This is a genomic window from Streptosporangium sp. NPDC001681 (assembly GCF_040298085.1).
Taxonomy (GTDB): domain Bacteria; phylum Actinomycetota; class Actinomycetes; order Streptosporangiales; family Streptosporangiaceae; genus Streptosporangium.
Map to the genome: position 1 here is coordinate 1 of NZ_JBEOZN010000192.1, position 15,003 is coordinate 15,003.

General features: G+C 72.3%; 11 protein-coding genes and 1 pseudogene. 10 read left to right on the forward strand and 2 right to left on the reverse strand.

Annotated features, from left to right (window positions below; all coding sequences use genetic code 11):
• Positions 1-160 precede the first annotated feature (160 nt).
• The 7 genes from ABT130_RS44345 to clpB all read left to right on the forward strand — a co-directional run bounded on the left by ABT130_RS44345 (position 161) and on the right by clpB (position 8,216).
• The gene (locus ABT130_RS44345; RefSeq protein WP_350966015.1) at positions 161-847 is read left to right on the forward strand and encodes a response regulator; all 687 of its coding nucleotides are present in this window, start codon (positions 161-163) and stop codon (positions 845-847) included.
• Positions 848-1,039: 192 nt separating this feature from the next.
• Positions 1,040-1,522 carry a YflT domain-containing protein gene (locus ABT130_RS44350; RefSeq protein WP_350929048.1) on the forward strand — a complete coding sequence of 161 codons (483 nt, stop codon included), beginning with the start codon at positions 1,040-1,042 and terminating at the stop codon, positions 1,520-1,522.
• A 153-nt stretch (positions 1,523-1,675) separates the two neighbouring features.
• Positions 1,676-3,583 (forward strand): molecular chaperone DnaK, encoded by a 1,908-nt coding sequence (gene dnaK / locus ABT130_RS44355; protein ID WP_350966017.1) that lies wholly within the window; start codon positions 1,676-1,678, stop codon positions 3,581-3,583.
• A complete protein-coding gene (locus tag ABT130_RS44360) occupies positions 3,576-4,235 on the forward strand; it encodes a nucleotide exchange factor GrpE (protein WP_350966019.1) in 660 nt (219 codons plus the stop codon). The genes dnaK and ABT130_RS44360 overlap by 8 nt, the downstream gene beginning before the upstream one ends.
• Positions 4,232-5,191, forward strand: a complete 960-nt coding sequence (locus ABT130_RS44365) for a DnaJ C-terminal domain-containing protein (RefSeq protein ID WP_350966021.1) — start codon at positions 4,232-4,234, stop codon at positions 5,189-5,191. The genes ABT130_RS44360 and ABT130_RS44365 overlap by 4 nt, the downstream gene beginning before the upstream one ends.
• The gene (locus ABT130_RS44370) at positions 5,188-5,619 is read left to right on the forward strand and encodes a chaperone modulator CbpM (protein WP_350966023.1); all 432 of its coding nucleotides are present in this window, start codon (positions 5,188-5,190) and stop codon (positions 5,617-5,619) included. The genes ABT130_RS44365 and ABT130_RS44370 overlap by 4 nt, the downstream gene beginning before the upstream one ends.
• Positions 5,616-8,216, forward strand: a complete 2,601-nt coding sequence (gene clpB / locus ABT130_RS44375) for an ATP-dependent chaperone ClpB (protein ID WP_350966024.1) — start codon at positions 5,616-5,618, stop codon at positions 8,214-8,216. Before ABT130_RS44370 ends, clpB begins: the two co-directional genes overlap by 4 nt.
• 171 nt (positions 8,217-8,387) lie before the next feature.
• Here clpB and ABT130_RS44380 read toward each other — a convergent pair whose 3' ends face one another.
• A complete protein-coding gene (locus ABT130_RS44380; protein WP_350966026.1) occupies positions 8,388-10,682 on the reverse strand; it encodes a helix-turn-helix transcriptional regulator in 2,295 nt (764 codons plus the stop codon).
• A gap of 405 nt (positions 10,683-11,087) precedes the next feature.
• On the opposite strand from ABT130_RS44380, the gene ABT130_RS44385 reads away from it, so the two are divergent.
• From ABT130_RS44385 to ABT130_RS44395, 3 genes are all read left to right on the forward strand, one after another.
• Positions 11,088-11,891, forward strand: coding sequence for an inositol monophosphatase family protein (locus ABT130_RS44385; RefSeq protein ID WP_350929062.1), 804 nt, complete (start codon positions 11,088-11,090; stop codon positions 11,889-11,891).
• A 124-nt stretch (positions 11,892-12,015) separates the two neighbouring features.
• Positions 12,016-13,338 carry a lanthionine synthetase LanC family protein gene (locus ABT130_RS44390; protein WP_350929064.1) on the forward strand — a complete coding sequence of 441 codons (1,323 nt, stop codon included), beginning with the start codon at positions 12,016-12,018 and terminating at the stop codon, positions 13,336-13,338.
• 338 nt (positions 13,339-13,676) lie between these two features.
• Complete coding sequence (locus tag ABT130_RS44395; protein ID WP_350966028.1) at positions 13,677-14,567, forward strand: glycoside hydrolase family protein; 891 nt, start codon at positions 13,677-13,679, stop codon at positions 14,565-14,567.
• Positions 14,568-14,705: 138 nt separating this feature from the next.
• Here ABT130_RS44395 and ABT130_RS44400 read toward each other — a convergent pair.
• Positions 14,706-15,003 (reverse strand): annotated as a pseudogene (locus ABT130_RS44400) (sulfotransferase); the annotation flags it as partial.

Below are 15,003 nucleotides of genomic sequence, written 5' to 3' on the forward strand. Positions count from 1 at the left end.
GTCCCTCTCCCTCGCGCCGCCCCCCCGGGGGGGGCGCGGGGGGGGGGCCGCCCCCCCCCCGGCCCCCCCCCCACGCCGGTGCCGGTGCCGGTGCCGGTGCCGGGGCGGATGCGGGGGAGGCGGCGCGCGACCGTGATCCGGTCCCGCCCCGGCGGGAGAGGTGCCGGGGAGCGCGAGCGGGTTCGAGGGACGCGGGGGTGCCGAGGTGACCGTGCGGGTGCTGGTGGCCGACGACCAGACGGTGGTGCGCGAGGGGCTGGTGCTGCTGCTGGGGCTGCTGCCCGGTATCGAGGTCGCCGGTGCGGCGGCCGACGGTGGGGAGGCGGTCCGGCTCGTCGGCGAGCTCAGGCCCGACGTGGTCCTGATGGACCTGCGGATGCCCCGCATGGACGGGGTGGAGGCGACCCGCAGGATCAGGGCGGCTCATCCGGAGGTCCATGTGGTGGTCCTGACGACCTACTCCGACGACGAGTCGGTCTTCGCCGCGCTGGGCGCCGGGGCGCGGGGCTATCTGACCAAGGACACCGACGCCGAGTCCCTGGCCTCGGCCATCGCGACCGTGGTCGAGGGGCAGGCCCAGTTCGACCCGGGTATCCAGCGGCGGCTGGCCGAGGCAGTGACCGTGAACCGCCGCGCGCCGGACCTGCCCGACGGGCTCACCCGCCGGGAGAGCGAGGTGCTGCGGCTGATAGCGGCGGGCCGCTCGAACGCGGAGATCGCCGAAGAGCTGTTCGTCTCCGAGGCGACGGTCAAGACCCACATCAACAACCTCTTCGCCAAGGCGGGGCTGCGCGACCGTGCCCAGGCCGTGACGTACGCCTTCCGGCACGGTCTGGGACCTGACTGACCGCGACGGCGCGGGGGCCGGAGACGACGGTGAGGAGGTGGGGCGCCGGTGGCGGACGGGGTGGCCGGCAGGGTGGCGGGGCGGGGTACGACGGAGATGACTGTCAGATCTGGGGATGTGGGGGCGCCGTCCCGAGAGGCACGGTGAGCGGGTAAGGATCCACTTCGCGGGTACCCGTTGAAGGGAAGTGCCATGCCATCGGATATCACCTTGAAGGCCCACGAGGCGGTGGCGGGTTTCGGCACCTACGCCGAGGCCCAGCGTGCCGTGGACCAGCTCTCCGACCAGAAGTTCCCGGTCGAGCACACCCTGATCGTCGGAGTCGGACTCCGGCTCGTCGAGAGGGTGCTCGGGCGGCTGACCTACCTTCGCGCCGCGTGGATGGGAGCCGGTGCCGGTGCCTGGTTCGGCCTGCTGATCGGCCTGTTCTTCGCGATCTTCACTCCGGGCCGCTTCCCCTTCGTCCTGGTCCTGTGGGGCCTGATCTGGGGTGCCGTGGCCGGCGCGATCTTCGGACTGATCGGCCACGCGCTCACCGGGGGCAAGCGTGATTTTCTTTCGTCGAGCTCGATCGTCGCCGATCGCTACGAGGTACTGGTCGAGACCCCGTACGCGGCCGAGGCGCGCAGGCTGCTCAACGTGGGCATGTCCCCGCAGATGCCGCAGCAGATCTGATCGGCGCTCCCTGAGCAGGGCCCGCACCGCCGTGCCGTGCCCGCCAGCTGGATCACCGGCCTCACCGGGGCGTGGAGTGATCAGGCCCGAGGATCGGGGCGGGCGATGCCGTCCGGCGAGTGTCGTTCCCGTCATGTCGCACAGGAGATCAGCATGCCTAAAACAGTTGGAATCGACCTCGGCACCACCAACTCGGTGATCGCCACGATGGAGGGCGACAAGCCCACGGTGATCCCCAACGCCGAGGGGGTGCGGACGACGCCGTCGGTCGTGGCGTTCACCGAGAACGGTGAGCGCCTGGTCGGGCAGCTTGCCCGCCGCCAGGCGATCCTGAACCCCAAGGGAACGATCTACTCGGCCAAGCGCTTCATCGGCCGCCGCTACGACGAGGTCACCAGCGAGATGAACGCCGTCTCGTTCGACGTCGTCCCAGGTCCGGACGGTGCCGTCCGCTTCAAGATCCACGAGAAGCTGTACGCGCCGGAGGAGATCGCCGCGGCCGTGCTGCGCAAGCTGGTGGACGACGCCTCGAAGTTCCTGGGGGAGAAGATCACCGAGGCGGTCATCACCGTGCCCGCGTACTTCAACGACTCCCAGCGCCAGGCCACCAAGGACGCGGGGAAGATCGCCGGCCTGGAGGTCCTGCGGATCGTCAACGAGCCGACCGCGGCGGCTCTCGCCTACGGCCTCGACCGCAAGGAGAACGAGACCGTGCTCGTCTTCGACCTGGGCGGCGGCACCTTCGACGTCAGCATCCTCGCCATCGGCGACGGCGTCGTCGAGGTACGGGCGACCGCGGGCGACACCCATCTGGGCGGTGACGACTTCGACCGGCGCATCGTCGACCACCTCGCCGACGAGTTCCAGCGGGACAACGGCATCGACCTGCGCCAGGATCCCCAGGCCCTGCAGCGGCTCTTCGAGGCCGCGGAGAAGGCCAAGGTCGAGCTGTCGGCGGTCAGCCAGACGCAGGTCAGCCTGCCCTTCATCACGGCGGACGCCTCGGGCCCCAAACACCTGAACGCCACGCTGCGGCGCTCCACCTTCGAGGAGATCACCGCCGACCTGCTCGAACGGTGCAAGCCCCCCATCCAGCAGGCCATGGCCGACGCCAAGCTCACCGCCGACGACATCGACGAGGTGATCCTGGTGGGCGGCTCGACCAGGATGCCCGCGGTGCAGACCCTGGTACGCCGCATGACGGGTGGCAAGGACCCGAACATGACGGTCAACCCCGACGAGGTCGTGGCGCTGGGCGCGGCGGTCCAGGCCGCCGTCATCAAGGGCGAGCTGAAGGACGTCGTGCTGCTGGACGTGACGCCGCTCTCCCTGGGCATCGAGACGCTCGGCGGGGTCATGACGAAGGTCATCGAGCGCAACACCACCATTCCGGCCCGCCGGTCCGAGGTGTTCAGCACCGCGGAGGACAACCAGACCGCCGTGGACGTCGCCGTGCTGCAGGGCGAGCGCGAGCGCGCCGCCGACAACCGTTCCCTCGGCCGGTTCCGGCTGGAGAACATCAGGCCCGCCCCGCGCGGCGTGCCGCAGGTCGATGTGACCTTCGACATCGACGCCAACGGGATCCTGAACGTCTCCGCCAAGGACAAGGACACCGGCGCCGAGCAGCGCATCACGATCAGTGAGAGCTCGAACCTGGACACCGGCGAGGTCGAGCGGATGGTCGCCGACGCCGAGCGGCACCGCGAGGAGGACCAGCGGATGCGGCAGGTCATCGACGCGCGCAACGAGCTCGACAGCGCCGCCTACCAGGTGGAGCACCGCCTGGCCGAGCTGGGTGAGTCGGTGCCCGTCCATGAGAAGGCGCGGGGCGAGATGCTGGTGAACGACGCCCGTGAGGCGATCAAGCAGGAGGCCCCGCTCGACCGGGTCCGCTCGCTCACCGCCGAGCTCCAGCAGGTCTACCACAGCCTCGGCGCGTCGGCCTCAGGTGCTTCCGGCCCGGGAGCCCCGGGGGAGGGCGCGTCCGGGGCTCCGGGCGGCCAGGCGGGTGGCGGCAGGGACGACGACGTCATCGACGCGGAGTTCACGACCGATGAGTGAGGCAGCCGGGCAGGGCGGCCACGTCCCCGGTCATGAGCCGGATCCGCGTGGCCAGGAGCCACGGGCCCAGGGCCGGCACGACGGCCAGGAGGAACACGGCAGGAAGGCCCATGCGCGAGGGACGCGCGGCAAGGAAGCGCATGGTCAAGAGCAGCATGCCCAGGAGGCGCGCGAGCAGGCAGGGGCCGCCCCGGCCGACCTCCAGGCCCGGGTCGAGGAGCTCCAGGCCCTGGTGACCGACCTGCAGGACCGCTGGCGGCGCGCCCTCGCCGACCTCGACAACCTGCGCAAGCGCGTCAGCCGGGACACCGGGCGGATGCGGGAGGAGGAGCGGGCACGGGCCGCCGCCGAGTGGCTGCCCGTGCTGGACAACCTGGATCGCGCGCTGGAGCACGCGGAGACCGACCCCGCCTCCATCGTCGACGGGATGCGGGCGATCAGGGACCAGGCGCAGGAGGTGCTCTCCCGCCTCGGCTACCCACGCCGCGACGACGCCGGCGCCACGTTCGACCCGGCCAGGCACGAGGCGGTGGCCGTGCTCCCGCAGGAGGGCGTGCCCGACGGCACGGTCCTGCAGGTGGTGCGGCCCGGCTACGGAGACGGCGAGCAACAGCTACGGCCCGCGCTGGTCGTGGTGGCCAAGGGGGAATGATGCCCCCCGACCGCGACTTCTACGAGATCCTCGGAGTGCAGAGGGGCGCGAGCCAGGAGGAGATCCAGCGCGCCTACCGCAAGCTGGCGCGGGTCAACCATCCCGACGTCAACAAGGACCCGGCCGCCGAGGACCGCTTCAAGGAGGTCTCCGAGGCCTACAGCGTGCTGTCCGACCCCGCGACCCGGCGCCGCTACGACGCGTTCGGGCCGAACTTCCGCCAGGTGCCCGAGGACGTGGACCCCGAGACGTGGGCGCGCGCCCAGGGCCGCCGTGCGCGTGCCGGCGCGGGGGCGGGCCGTGCCGGCTGGGGCAGGGCCGGAGAGCAGGCCGGCTTCGGGGAGGGGGTCGACCTCGACGACCTTCTCGAAGGGCTGTTCTCCGGACGGGGAGCGCGGGGAGGCAGGGCCGGTGGAGGCTGGGGGCCGATCCCCGGCGCCGACCAGGAGGCCGAGATCGAGCTGACCGTCGAGGAGGCCTACCGGGGCGGCCGCCGCTCGATCACCGTCGGCTCGCGCAGGCTGCAGATCGAGATTCCCGCGGGCGTCTCCGACGGGCAGCGCGTCAGGCTGGCCGGGCAGGGGGGAAGGGGCGGCGACGGGGCACCCGCGGGTGACCTCTACCTGATCGTCAGGATCGCGCCGCACCCCCGGTACCGGGTCGAGGGGCGAGACATCCACGTCCTGCTCCAGGTCACCCCGTGGGAGGCGGCGCTCGGCGCCTCCGTCGCGGTCGACACCCCCGCGGGCGAGGCCAAGGTCAAGGTGCCGGCGGGCACCTCCAGCGGCAAGCGGCTGCGGCTGCGCGGCCGGGGGATGCCCAGTCCCCGGAACAAGGCGGGTGATCTGTACGCCGAGGTGCGGATCATGGTTCCGGCCCGGCTGTCGGAGGAGGAGCGGCGGCTGTTCGAGCAGCTCGCCGCCGTCTCCACGTTCGATCCGAGGAGGCAGCGATGACCCATCCCCTCCCGGAGCGCAGGCCGCCCCACCCGGGGGCGCGGCCTGCCGGGCCGGGGGCGGCCCCGGCCGGGGGCTCCGCCTCCCGCCCGCGGAGGGCGCCTGGCGGAGTGGAGCGGACCTACCAGCTCACCAGGCCCGAGCGCCTGGATCTGGAGACGTTCGCCAGGGCGACGGGGACCCACCCCGAGCTGGTGCGGCGTCTTGTCGCGCTGGGCCTGCTCGATGCCGGGACCGACTCCGCCGGGCACCTGTGGTTCCCGCCTCCCGAAGTGCTCACCATGGCGCGGATCCGGCGGCTGCGGGCCGGGTTCTCGATCAACTATGCCGCGCTCGGCCTCGTACTGGATCTGCTGGACCGCATCGCCCAGCTGGAGGCCGCCCAGCGTGGGCGTTCCCGACTCACCGGAGGCTCGCCGTGGACATGAACCAGCTGACCCAGAAGTCGCAGGAGGCGCTGCACGACGCGCAGACCAAGGCCCTGCGCTTCGGGCACACCGAGGTGGACGGCGAGCACCTGCTGCTGGCGTTGCTGGACCAGCCGGAGGGGCTGATACCCCGCCTGCTCTCGTACGCGAACGTCGACACCGACAGGCTCAGGGGTGATCTGGAGGCGGAGCTGGGCCGCCGTCCCAAGGTGAGCGGTCCCGGCGCCGCGCCGGGCCAGGTCTATGTGACGCAGCGGCTCTCCCGCCTGCTGGACACGGCCAAACGGGAGGCCGACCGGCTCAAGGACGAGTACGTGTCGGTGGAGCACCTGCTCATCGCCCTGCTTGAGGAGGGCAGCTCGAGCTCCGCCGGGAGACTGCTGCACGATCAGGGGCTGACCAGGGACGGCTTCCTCAAGGCGCTCACCTCGATCCGCGGCAACCAGCGGGTGACCTCCGCGATGCCCGAGGTGGCGTACGAGGCGCTGGAGAAGTACGGGCGCGACCTGGTGGCCGACGCCCTGTCGGGCAAGCTCGACCCGGTCATCGGGCGTGACGCCGAGATCCGCCGGGTCGTCCAGATCCTGTCCCGCAAGACGAAGAACAACCCCGTCCTGGTCGGTGACCCCGGCGTCGGCAAGACCGCCATCGTGGAGGGACTCGCGCAGCGGATCAGCCACGGGGACGTGCCGGAGGGACTCAAGGGCAAGACGGTCTTCAGCCTCGACATGGGCTCGCTGGTGGCCGGGGCCAAGTACCGGGGCGAGTTCGAGGAGCGCCTCAAGGCCGTGCTCAACGAGGTCAAGGCCGCCGAGGGGCGGATCCTGCTCTTCGTCGACGAGATGCACACCGTGGTGGGCGCCGGAGCGGCCGAGGGCGCCATGGACGCGGGCAACATGCTCAAGCCCATGCTGGCCCGCGGCGAGCTGCACATGATCGGGGCGACGACCCTCAGCGAGTACCGCAAGCACATCGAGAAGGACGCCGCACTGGAGCGCCGGTTCCAGCCGGTGATGGTCGACGAGCCCTCGGTCGAGGACGCCGTCTCCATCCTGCGTGGCCTGCGCGAGCGCCTGGAGATCTTTCACGGGGTGAAGATCCAGGACAGCGCGCTGGTGGCCGCCGTCGTGCTGAGCCACCGCTACATCTCCGACCGTTTCCTGCCGGACAAGGCCATCGACCTGGTGGACGAGGCGTGCGCGATGCTCCGTACGGAGATCGACTCGATGCCCGCCGCGCTCGACGAGCTCACCCGCAGGGTGATGCGCCTGGAGATCGAGGAGGCCGCGCTCGCCAAGGAGGAGGACCTCGCGAGCGGGGTCCGCCTGGAGGAGCTGCGCGCGGAGCTCGCCGACGTGCGCGCCGAGGCCGACGCCATGCGGGCGCAGTGGGAGGCCGAGCGGCACGCGCTGCGCGCCGTCCAGAGCCTGCGCGAGGAGATCGAACACGTACGCGCCGAAGCCGATCGGGCCGAACGCGACTACGACCTCAACCGTGCCGCGGAGCTGCGGCACGGCAAGCTGCCCGAGCTGGAGCGGCGGCTGGAGGCGGAGGAGGAGCGTCTGCTCGCCAAGCAGGGGACGGCACGCCTGCTGCGCGAGGTCGTCACCGACGACGAGATCTCGATGATCGTCTCCCGGTGGACGGGCATCCCGGTGAGCCGCCTGCAGGAGGGCGAGCGGGAGAAGCTGCTGCGGCTGGACCAGGTCCTGCACGAGCGGGTGATCGGCCAGGACGAGGCGGTGCGGTTGGTGGCCGACGCCGTCATCCGGGCCCGTTCCGGCATCAAGGACCCGCGCCGCCCGATCGGGTCGTTCATCTTCCTGGGACCGACGGGCGTCGGCAAGACCGAGCTGGCCAAGGCGCTCGCGGAGGCGCTCTTCGACACCGAGGACAACATGATCCGCATCGACATGAGCGAGTACCAGGAGCGGCACACGGTCAGCCGCCTCGTCGGCGCGCCCCCCGGCTACGTGGGGTACGAGGAGGGCGGCCAGCTGACCGAGGCCGTGCGGCGCAGGCCGTACTCCGTGGTGCTCTTCGACGAGGTGGAGAAGGCGCACGCGGATGTCTTCAACACGCTGCTGCAGGTGCTGGACGACGGGCGGCTCACCGACGCGCAGGGCAGGACCGTCGACTTCCGCAACACGGTCCTGATCATGACCTCCAACATCGGCTCCGTCTACCTCCTCGACGGCGTCACACCGAGCGGGGAGATCGAGCAGGAGGCGCAGCAGCGGGTGATGGCCGAGCTGCGCGCGCACTTCCGTCCCGAGTTCCTCAACCGCGTCGACGACATCGTGATCTTCAAGCCGCTCACCATGGAGGAGATCGAACGCATCGTCGGCCTGATGTTCGTCGAGCTGCGGACCCGTCTCGAACAGCGGGGGATCCGGCTGGACGTCACCGAGGCGGCGCTCAGGTACATCGCCGAGCGGGGCTACGACCCGGTGTACGGCGCCCGCCCGCTGCGCCGGTTCATCTCCAGGGAGGTCGAGACGCGCATCGGCCGCGCTCTGCTGTCCGGGGAGGCGTACGAGGGGGGCGTGGTCCGGGTCGACCTCGCCGAGGGCGAGCTCGACGTCACCTACGCATGAGGAGAACCGGCAATGTCATCAAATATCGTGCAATGCCGGAACTGTGGGAAGAGGAGCCGGGTACCCGCGGGCGCGGCGCCCGCCTCCGAACCGCGCTCATGGGTGGAGGGCGCGATCGCGCCGGTAGGTGAGGGAGTGGCTGAGACGGGGGACAGGTGACCCCAGGGGATCTCAGCGAGGAGCTCGGTGACCCTGGTGGGCGCCCTCCTCGGCGGAGAGCCTGGCCAGCTCGACCCGGGAGTGGATGCCCAGCTTGCGGAAGACCTGCCGCAGGTGGAAGGCGACCGTGTGCTCGCTGATGAACATCTGCTCGGCGGCGTTCCGGTTCGTCAGCCCCTGGGAGACCAGGTCGCAGACGGCCTGCTCGGTGCCGGTCAGGCTGGCCCACCCCGAGGTGGGATGGGCGGTCCTGACCCAGTGGCGGCGCCGCTCGCCCAGCAGTCGCAGCCTGCCCCGTACCCGCGCGGCGTCACGGACGGCCCCCACCGCGCCGTAGCAGGCGAGCGCGATCTTGAGGTTCTCCACGGCCGTATCCCGGCAGCCGTCCGCGCCGAGCAGCACGCCCAGATCCTCCGCCGCCGAACCCCTGGCCCACGGATCGCCGTGCCCGGCCACCGCGCGGCCCAGCGCCTCGGGGTCGCCCTCCCGCAGTCCACGGGCGTGGTCGGCGGCCACCGACGGATTGGGCAGGCCGGGGCTGCGCCAGGCGATGCCCTCGGCCGCGTCGACCACGGCGTCGGCCCGGTGCCGCTGACCCGTCGCCATGGCCATCCGTACCAGCCATGCCGCGGCGGTGGGCTCGCTGGTCAGCGCCCCGGTGTGCCGAGGCAGCGCGTCGTACAGCCCGCCGAGCGAGCTCATCCCGCCCGCGGCTCCGTCGCGCGCCTCGTTGATCCGCCCGGCCACCAGCTCCGAGCGCAGCCGCGTGCGCGGGGGCAGGTCTCGCGCCGACCCGACAAGGTTCCTCTCCATGTACCTGATGGCCCCCGGCAGGTCGCCCGCCCGCAGTGACGCGGTGCCGAGCACCGACAGGGCCGAAGAGGCCGGCAACGGGGCGCCCAGGGTCCCGGCGGCGGCCAGACCGGCCTCCGCGTGCTCGATCGCGCTGCCGAGCCTGCCCGAGGCCAGGTGCAGGCGGGCGCGCAGGACGGGGATCTCCGCGGCCCAGGCAGGCTCGCACCCGGCCTCGGCCGCGGCGATCTCCGTCGTGGCCTCCGCCTCGTCCAGCAGCCAGAGGTCGATCAGCATCGAGGCCAGTACCGCCCGGGGCTGCTGCCGCCGTCGTCCACCGGCCGGTTGCTCCACGGCTTCGCGTGCCAGGTCCAGCCCGTACGAGAGCCTGCCCTCGTCCCAGGCGAGCAGGGCCAGGTCCGTCAGCGTCTCGGCGTCGCCGCCCCCGGTCAGGCGGGCCGGGCGTGTCCGGGCGGCGCGCTCGACCTGTTCGCGCAGCGCTCGCCGCACCGGTTGGGGCACCTTCTCGACGACCGAGCGCCACAGCAGCTCGTGCCTGAACGCCAGCTCGTCGGGGGTGGTGACGAGCACACCCGCGGCCAGGGCCTCCTCCAGCGGGGGAAGCAGTGCCGCCGGGGTCTCGCCGAGCATCTCGGCCGCGTACGCCGGTGAGAACGAGCGCCCGAGCACCGCCGTGGCCTCCAGCAGGTACCTGGTCCTGGTGCCGAGCTCGTTCAGCCGCCGCCGGACGGCGGTGTGCACCCGCAGGGGCAGCTCCGCCCCGGCGGGAGTGGTCTCGGCCAGCCGGGCGACACCGTCCCGCACGAGGACGGCGCCCTCCTCGCACAGTCCGGTGAGATACTCGGACAGCAGCAGCGGGTTGCCGCCGGCCTGGGCGGCCAGCGCCGCCAGATCCTTCCCGGGAGCCGCGCCCAGGATGTCGGTGGAGATCTCGGTGACCGCACCGTCGTCGAGCGGGCGCAGCACGGTCCGGGTGGCGCCCTCCTCCTCGAGCAGGTCGAACAGCCGTCTGGCGTCGCCGCGCGCCGGGGTGCTGCGGCAGGCCAGCAGCCATGCCACCGGGCGTTCGGCCAGCCGCGAGGGCAGCGTGCGCAGGGCCATGAGCGTGGCGGGATCGGCCCACTGGAGATCGTCCAGGGTGACCAGCAGCGGCCCCGCGCCCAGCCTTCTCTCCAGCGAGGTCCTGACCTGCTCGGCCAGCCAGAGCAGCAGGCCGGGGCCGTCGGGGAAGGCGTTCCTGGCCACGGTCATGGGCGCCGGCGACTCCTCCAGGGCCGACAGCAGCGGCCCCAGCGGTGTCAGTCGTCCCAGTTCGTCGGCCCGCCCGCTCGCGACCGCCGTCCCCCGCGCGGCCGCGAGGCCGGCGGCCTCGCCGAGCAGCAGCGTCTTGCCTATCCCCGGCTCGCCCTCGACGAGCATGACGTTCCCTGCCGTGGACGCGATGCCTTCCAGCAGGGCGAGGACCGCCGCCTGTTCATCTCTCCGGCCGCGCATCGTCTTGTCTCGGATCTGGGGTCATACGCCAGGCTTTCTTAGCGGTGATTACCCGTATGACATCCCCGTCAGGCGAAATGCCATGCGGTGGATGCTCCCGGCTACTGGTTGTTTGATGCAGATTTGACCTTTAAGTACGACTTCTAGTCGTTCTGCCGATCTGGCCGATGCCCGACGAGCGTGATCTCCGGGAGGCGATCGCCGCGCGTGTTCCGTACGGGTCCCGCCCCCGGCGGGGATCGGAATGTCCTGACGAACACGCGGGTAGGGGCGCGCGTTCTCGTACAGGATGGGAGTCGGGGCGGCTCTCGGCGCCGGTCGGCAGGCTCACCGGATCCTTGCCGCCCGGCCCGCTCCCGAGACCGCCGGCGACCGGCGCGGCCCGATCGCGTCAATGGAGGAAGCATGGATCAGAGCACCTCGACAGAGCTCTCGGCCGTCGCGGTCGAGGCCGCCCGCGCGGTGGGCGAGCGGCTCCGCAAGGCGTTCAGGTCGCGTCCCGCGGTCGAGACCAAGAGCGACTTCCACGATCCGGTGACCGAGCACGACCGCGCCGCGGAGGAGACCATCCGGGAGGTCATCGAGAGACGCGTCCCGGGTAGCACGGTCATCGGCGAGGAGGGCGGCAGCGAAGGGTCCGGTGAGATCCGCTGGTACGTCGACCCGATCGACGGGACCGCGAACTTCGCCGCCGGGCTGCCCTTCTTCTGCGTGTCGATCGCCGCCGCCGCCGGGGACGAGGTGGTCGCCGGGGTGGTCTACGACCCGGTGCGCGACGACGAGTTCCGGGCCGACCTGGGCGGGGCCTGGTGCAACGACGTGCGGTTGCGCAGCGCCGGTGCCACGCGCGATCGGGAGGCGATGCTGCTGACCAGTTATCCCACCCCTCGCGAGCTGGCCGACGGCGGGGAGGAGGTGCTGCGCGAGTTCGGCCGGATGCTGGCGTCGTTCGCCTCCACCCGCCGTCCGGGCAGCACGGCGCTCAAGCTGGCCCATGTCGCGGGAGGGTGGGCGGACGTCGCCTACGGCAGTAGGGTCAGTCCATGGGACGTGGCGGCGGGGGCGCTGCTGGTCCGGCAGGCGGGGGGAGTGTTCATCCCGCTGGACGGATCGATCTTCGAGCCCGGCGGCTACCTCGCCCATGTCGGCGGGTTCGATCTGGCGGGATCGGTCATGAGCGATCTGGTTCCTCCGGGCCGCTCCGCCTGAGCGCGGGCGAGGGAAGGCCCGGGTACCCGGCCCGCGCGGTCCACGGGCAGGTGTCACCGCATTACCTATTGAGCATGTAGGAAATACAGGTAACATGATTGTCTCGCCGTACGAAGGAGCCGCCATGAGCCTGGAGTCGGGGGCAGAGAGCCCGCTGGCCACCGCGGTCGAGGCCGCGCGCTGGATCCGCTCGGCGGCCGTGGAGGACGAACGGGGACGGCACTGGCAGGCCAACCCCGACCCCCGGGGCCGGGCCGCCATGCCCGACCACCCCCTGTCGTTGTACTCGGGGGCGGCCGGGATCATCCTGTTCTTCCTGGAGCTCGCCGCCGCCACGGGTGACGAGGGCTACCTGGACGATGCCGGGGCCGGGGCCCGCTATCTCGCCGCCACCTGGCGGGAGCAGGCCGACCTCTCCCTCCACCACGGTCTGGCCGGGGTGATGTTCGCCCTCGCCGAGGCCGGATGGGCCACCGGTGAACGGGATTTCGAGGTCGAGGCCGGCGCGGTCGCCGACCGCATCGTGCGCAGCGCCCGCCCCATCGACGGCGGCCTGGGCTGGACCGGTGACCCCGCCCAGCGCGGCGACGGCGGGATCATCCTCGGCCTGCTGCACGCCGGGGGCATCCTGGGGGTGCCCGCCTACCAGGAGATCGCCGTCGAGGCCGGCGCCCGCATCGCCGCGCTCGCCGTCCCGGGCCACCGCTTCGGCGAGGGCGCCTGCGCCGACCTGCCGCTGGACGCGGTCACCCCGGGATTCCTGTCCGGCACGGCCGGCACCGCCTTCCTGCTCGCCCGCCTGTACGGCGTGACCGGCGAGACCCGCTTTCTCGACGGCTCCCGCAGGGGGGCCGACTTCGTCCGCGCGGTCAGCGCCGTGACCGAGCGGTGTGCGCTGGTGCCGCACCACATCCCGCAGGGCCGCGATCTGCACTACCTGGGCTTCTGCTCCGGTTCCGCGGGGGTCGCCCGGACGTTCTACGAGCTGTACCGGGTTTCGGGTGACGCCGGAGACCTCGACTGGGTCGAGCGGCTGGCCAGGGGGATCGTCAGCAGCGGTGCCCCCGCCAGCCAGAGCGGTGGCTACTGGAACTCGGCCTGCCAGTGCTGCGGCACCGCCGGGCTGGTGGAGCTGTTCGTCGGGCTCTGGGCGGCGACCGGCCACCCGCAGCACCTGGAGTTCGCCCGCACGCTGGGGGAGAACCTGACCGGCCTGGCCACCGGCCACGACGGCCGGGGCTCCCGCTGGTACCAGGCCTACCGGCGGCTGCGCCCCTGGGAGGTCACCGCCGACACCGGCTATATGGTCGGCGCCGCGGGCATCGGGGCCGCGCTCCTGCACCTGGACGCCACCGCGCGTCCGCAGGAGGCCCGGCGGCTCATCCTGCCGCCGGACAACCCGTTCCCCGCCATCCCGCTGCCGAGCGCGACGCTCCGCCGGTCCTGAAGAGCGTGGAAGGCGCGTCGCCGGTGAACCGGACGGTCATCGCGGGGGAGCACGGCGCGGGCCCGCGCACGTCCCCGTACCCTGTACGGTCGGCATCGAGGTCTCCGCGGGCCCCGGCATCACGGACCCGTCCCCTGGTACGCACGGCATCCGGGCCATGTCACCCCCGCGCGCCCGATCGTGCCGGTCCGGCCGTGGAGGGGCGGCAGCCGCCGCGCCTCTCACGCCGGAGGCCCCGAGAACGACGCACCCTTTGGCCGTCAAGGGGTGACAAAACTCGTGACCATGATTGGTGATTCTCCGTGAGTGCCACCCAGGGCCTGCCTAATCTCGGTGTCGTGACAATCGAGGATTTCCTTCCCGACCCGGGCCGTTCCACAGTCGCGATCGAACCGGCCCAGCCGGGCGCGGGCCACTGGGCCGGTGCGCCGAGCGCCGTGGCGAGCGACGGGCTGATCTACCTCGCCTACCGGCTACGCCGCCCCGTCGGCGAGGGCCGCGGCTACGCCGTCGTCGTTGCCCGCTCCATCGACGGTGAGCGGTTCGAGACCCTGCTCACCATCGGCAGGCAGGAGATGGACACCGAGTCACTGGAGCGGCCCACCCTGGTCCGCACACCGGAAGGGCGCTGGCGGCTCTACCTCAGCTGCGCCACCTACGACACCAAGCACTGGCGGGTCGAGGTGCTGGAGGCCGACGACCCGTCCGGGTTCCGCGCCGCGCAGCGGCAGGTGGTGCTGCCCGGCGACCCGAAGACCGGCGTCAAGGACCCGGTGATCGTGTGGCGGGGCGACGTGTGGCATCTGTGGGCCTCCTGCCACCCCCTGGCGGAGGACGACGAGGCAGACCAGATGGTGACCGACTACGCCACCAGCGCCGACGGTATCGAGTGGACCTGGCAGGGCACCGCGCTCAGCGGCCGGCCCGGAGCCTGGGACGCCCGGGGGGCGCGGGTGGCGGCGGTCCGCTTCCTCGGGGAGCAGGTGGTGGCCTTCTACGACGGCAGAGCCACCGCGGTGGAGAACTACGAGGAGAAGACCGGTGTCGCGGTCGGCACCGACCCGGCGGAGCTGACCCCGATCGGCGCCGGGCCCGCCGCCCTCTCGCCGCACGCGGGCGGTGGCCTGCGCTACCTGGACATCGTGGACCTGCCGGAGGGCGGGCGGCGGCTCTACTACGAGTACACCCGCGCGGACGGGGCGCACGAGCTCCGCACCGAACTGCGCTGAGCACGGTCGCCGACCTGCGCGGGGCCATGCCGATCACGCCCCGGCCGGGCACGGTGAGGCCCACGAGCCCCGTAGCGGGCGGTGCCGATCGCGGCCTGGTACGGGGCTCGCCCCCACTGTCCCGCCTGAGGGAAGGGGTCAAACCTGGGGGCGGCCGTTGCGGGCCTGACGCTGGCCGTTGGGGCGGACGCCCACCAGGCCGCCGGAGCGCTCGCGGGGACGAAGCCAGTCGCTGAAGTCCTCGCCGGTCACCCTCTGCAGCAGCGCCACGTCCTGGGTGAAGTGGGAGATCAGTTTCTCCCGCTGCTCCCAGGTCAGCGGCTGGCGGGAGCGGGCCCGCCGCTGCAGCTTGCGCTCCAGCGGGTCGGTCAGCGCCACGCTCACCCGCGACGGCAGGAATCGTCCCACGGACGACCCCACGCGCAACGCCCGCGAC

What these genes read in the sequence shown, in the direction of transcription:
- dnaK (WP_350966017.1), top strand. Translation starts at nt 1,676, where the DNA reads ATGCCTAAAACAGTTGGAATCGACCTCGGCACCACCAACTCGGTGATC.
- ABT130_RS44385 (WP_350929062.1), top strand. Translation starts at nt 11,088, where the DNA reads ATGGATCAGAGCACCTCGACAGAGCTCTCGGCCGTCGCGGTCGAGGCC.
- ABT130_RS44365 (WP_350966021.1), top strand. Translation starts at nt 4,232, where the DNA reads ATGATGCCCCCCGACCGCGACTTCTACGAGATCCTCGGAGTGCAGAGG.
- ABT130_RS44360 (WP_350966019.1), top strand. Translation starts at nt 3,576, where the DNA reads ATGAGTGAGGCAGCCGGGCAGGGCGGCCACGTCCCCGGTCATGAGCCG.
- ABT130_RS44380 (WP_350966026.1), bottom strand. Translation starts at nt 10,682, where the DNA reads ATGCGCGGCCGGAGAGATGAACAGGCGGCGGTCCTCGCCCTGCTGGAA.
- clpB (WP_350966024.1), top strand. Translation starts at nt 5,616, where the DNA reads ATGAACCAGCTGACCCAGAAGTCGCAGGAGGCGCTGCACGACGCGCAG.
- ABT130_RS44390 (WP_350929064.1), top strand. Translation starts at nt 12,016, where the DNA reads ATGAGCCTGGAGTCGGGGGCAGAGAGCCCGCTGGCCACCGCGGTCGAG.
- ABT130_RS44350 (WP_350929048.1), top strand. Translation starts at nt 1,040, where the DNA reads ATGCCATCGGATATCACCTTGAAGGCCCACGAGGCGGTGGCGGGTTTC.
- ABT130_RS44370 (WP_350966023.1), top strand. Translation starts at nt 5,188, where the DNA reads ATGACCCATCCCCTCCCGGAGCGCAGGCCGCCCCACCCGGGGGCGCGG.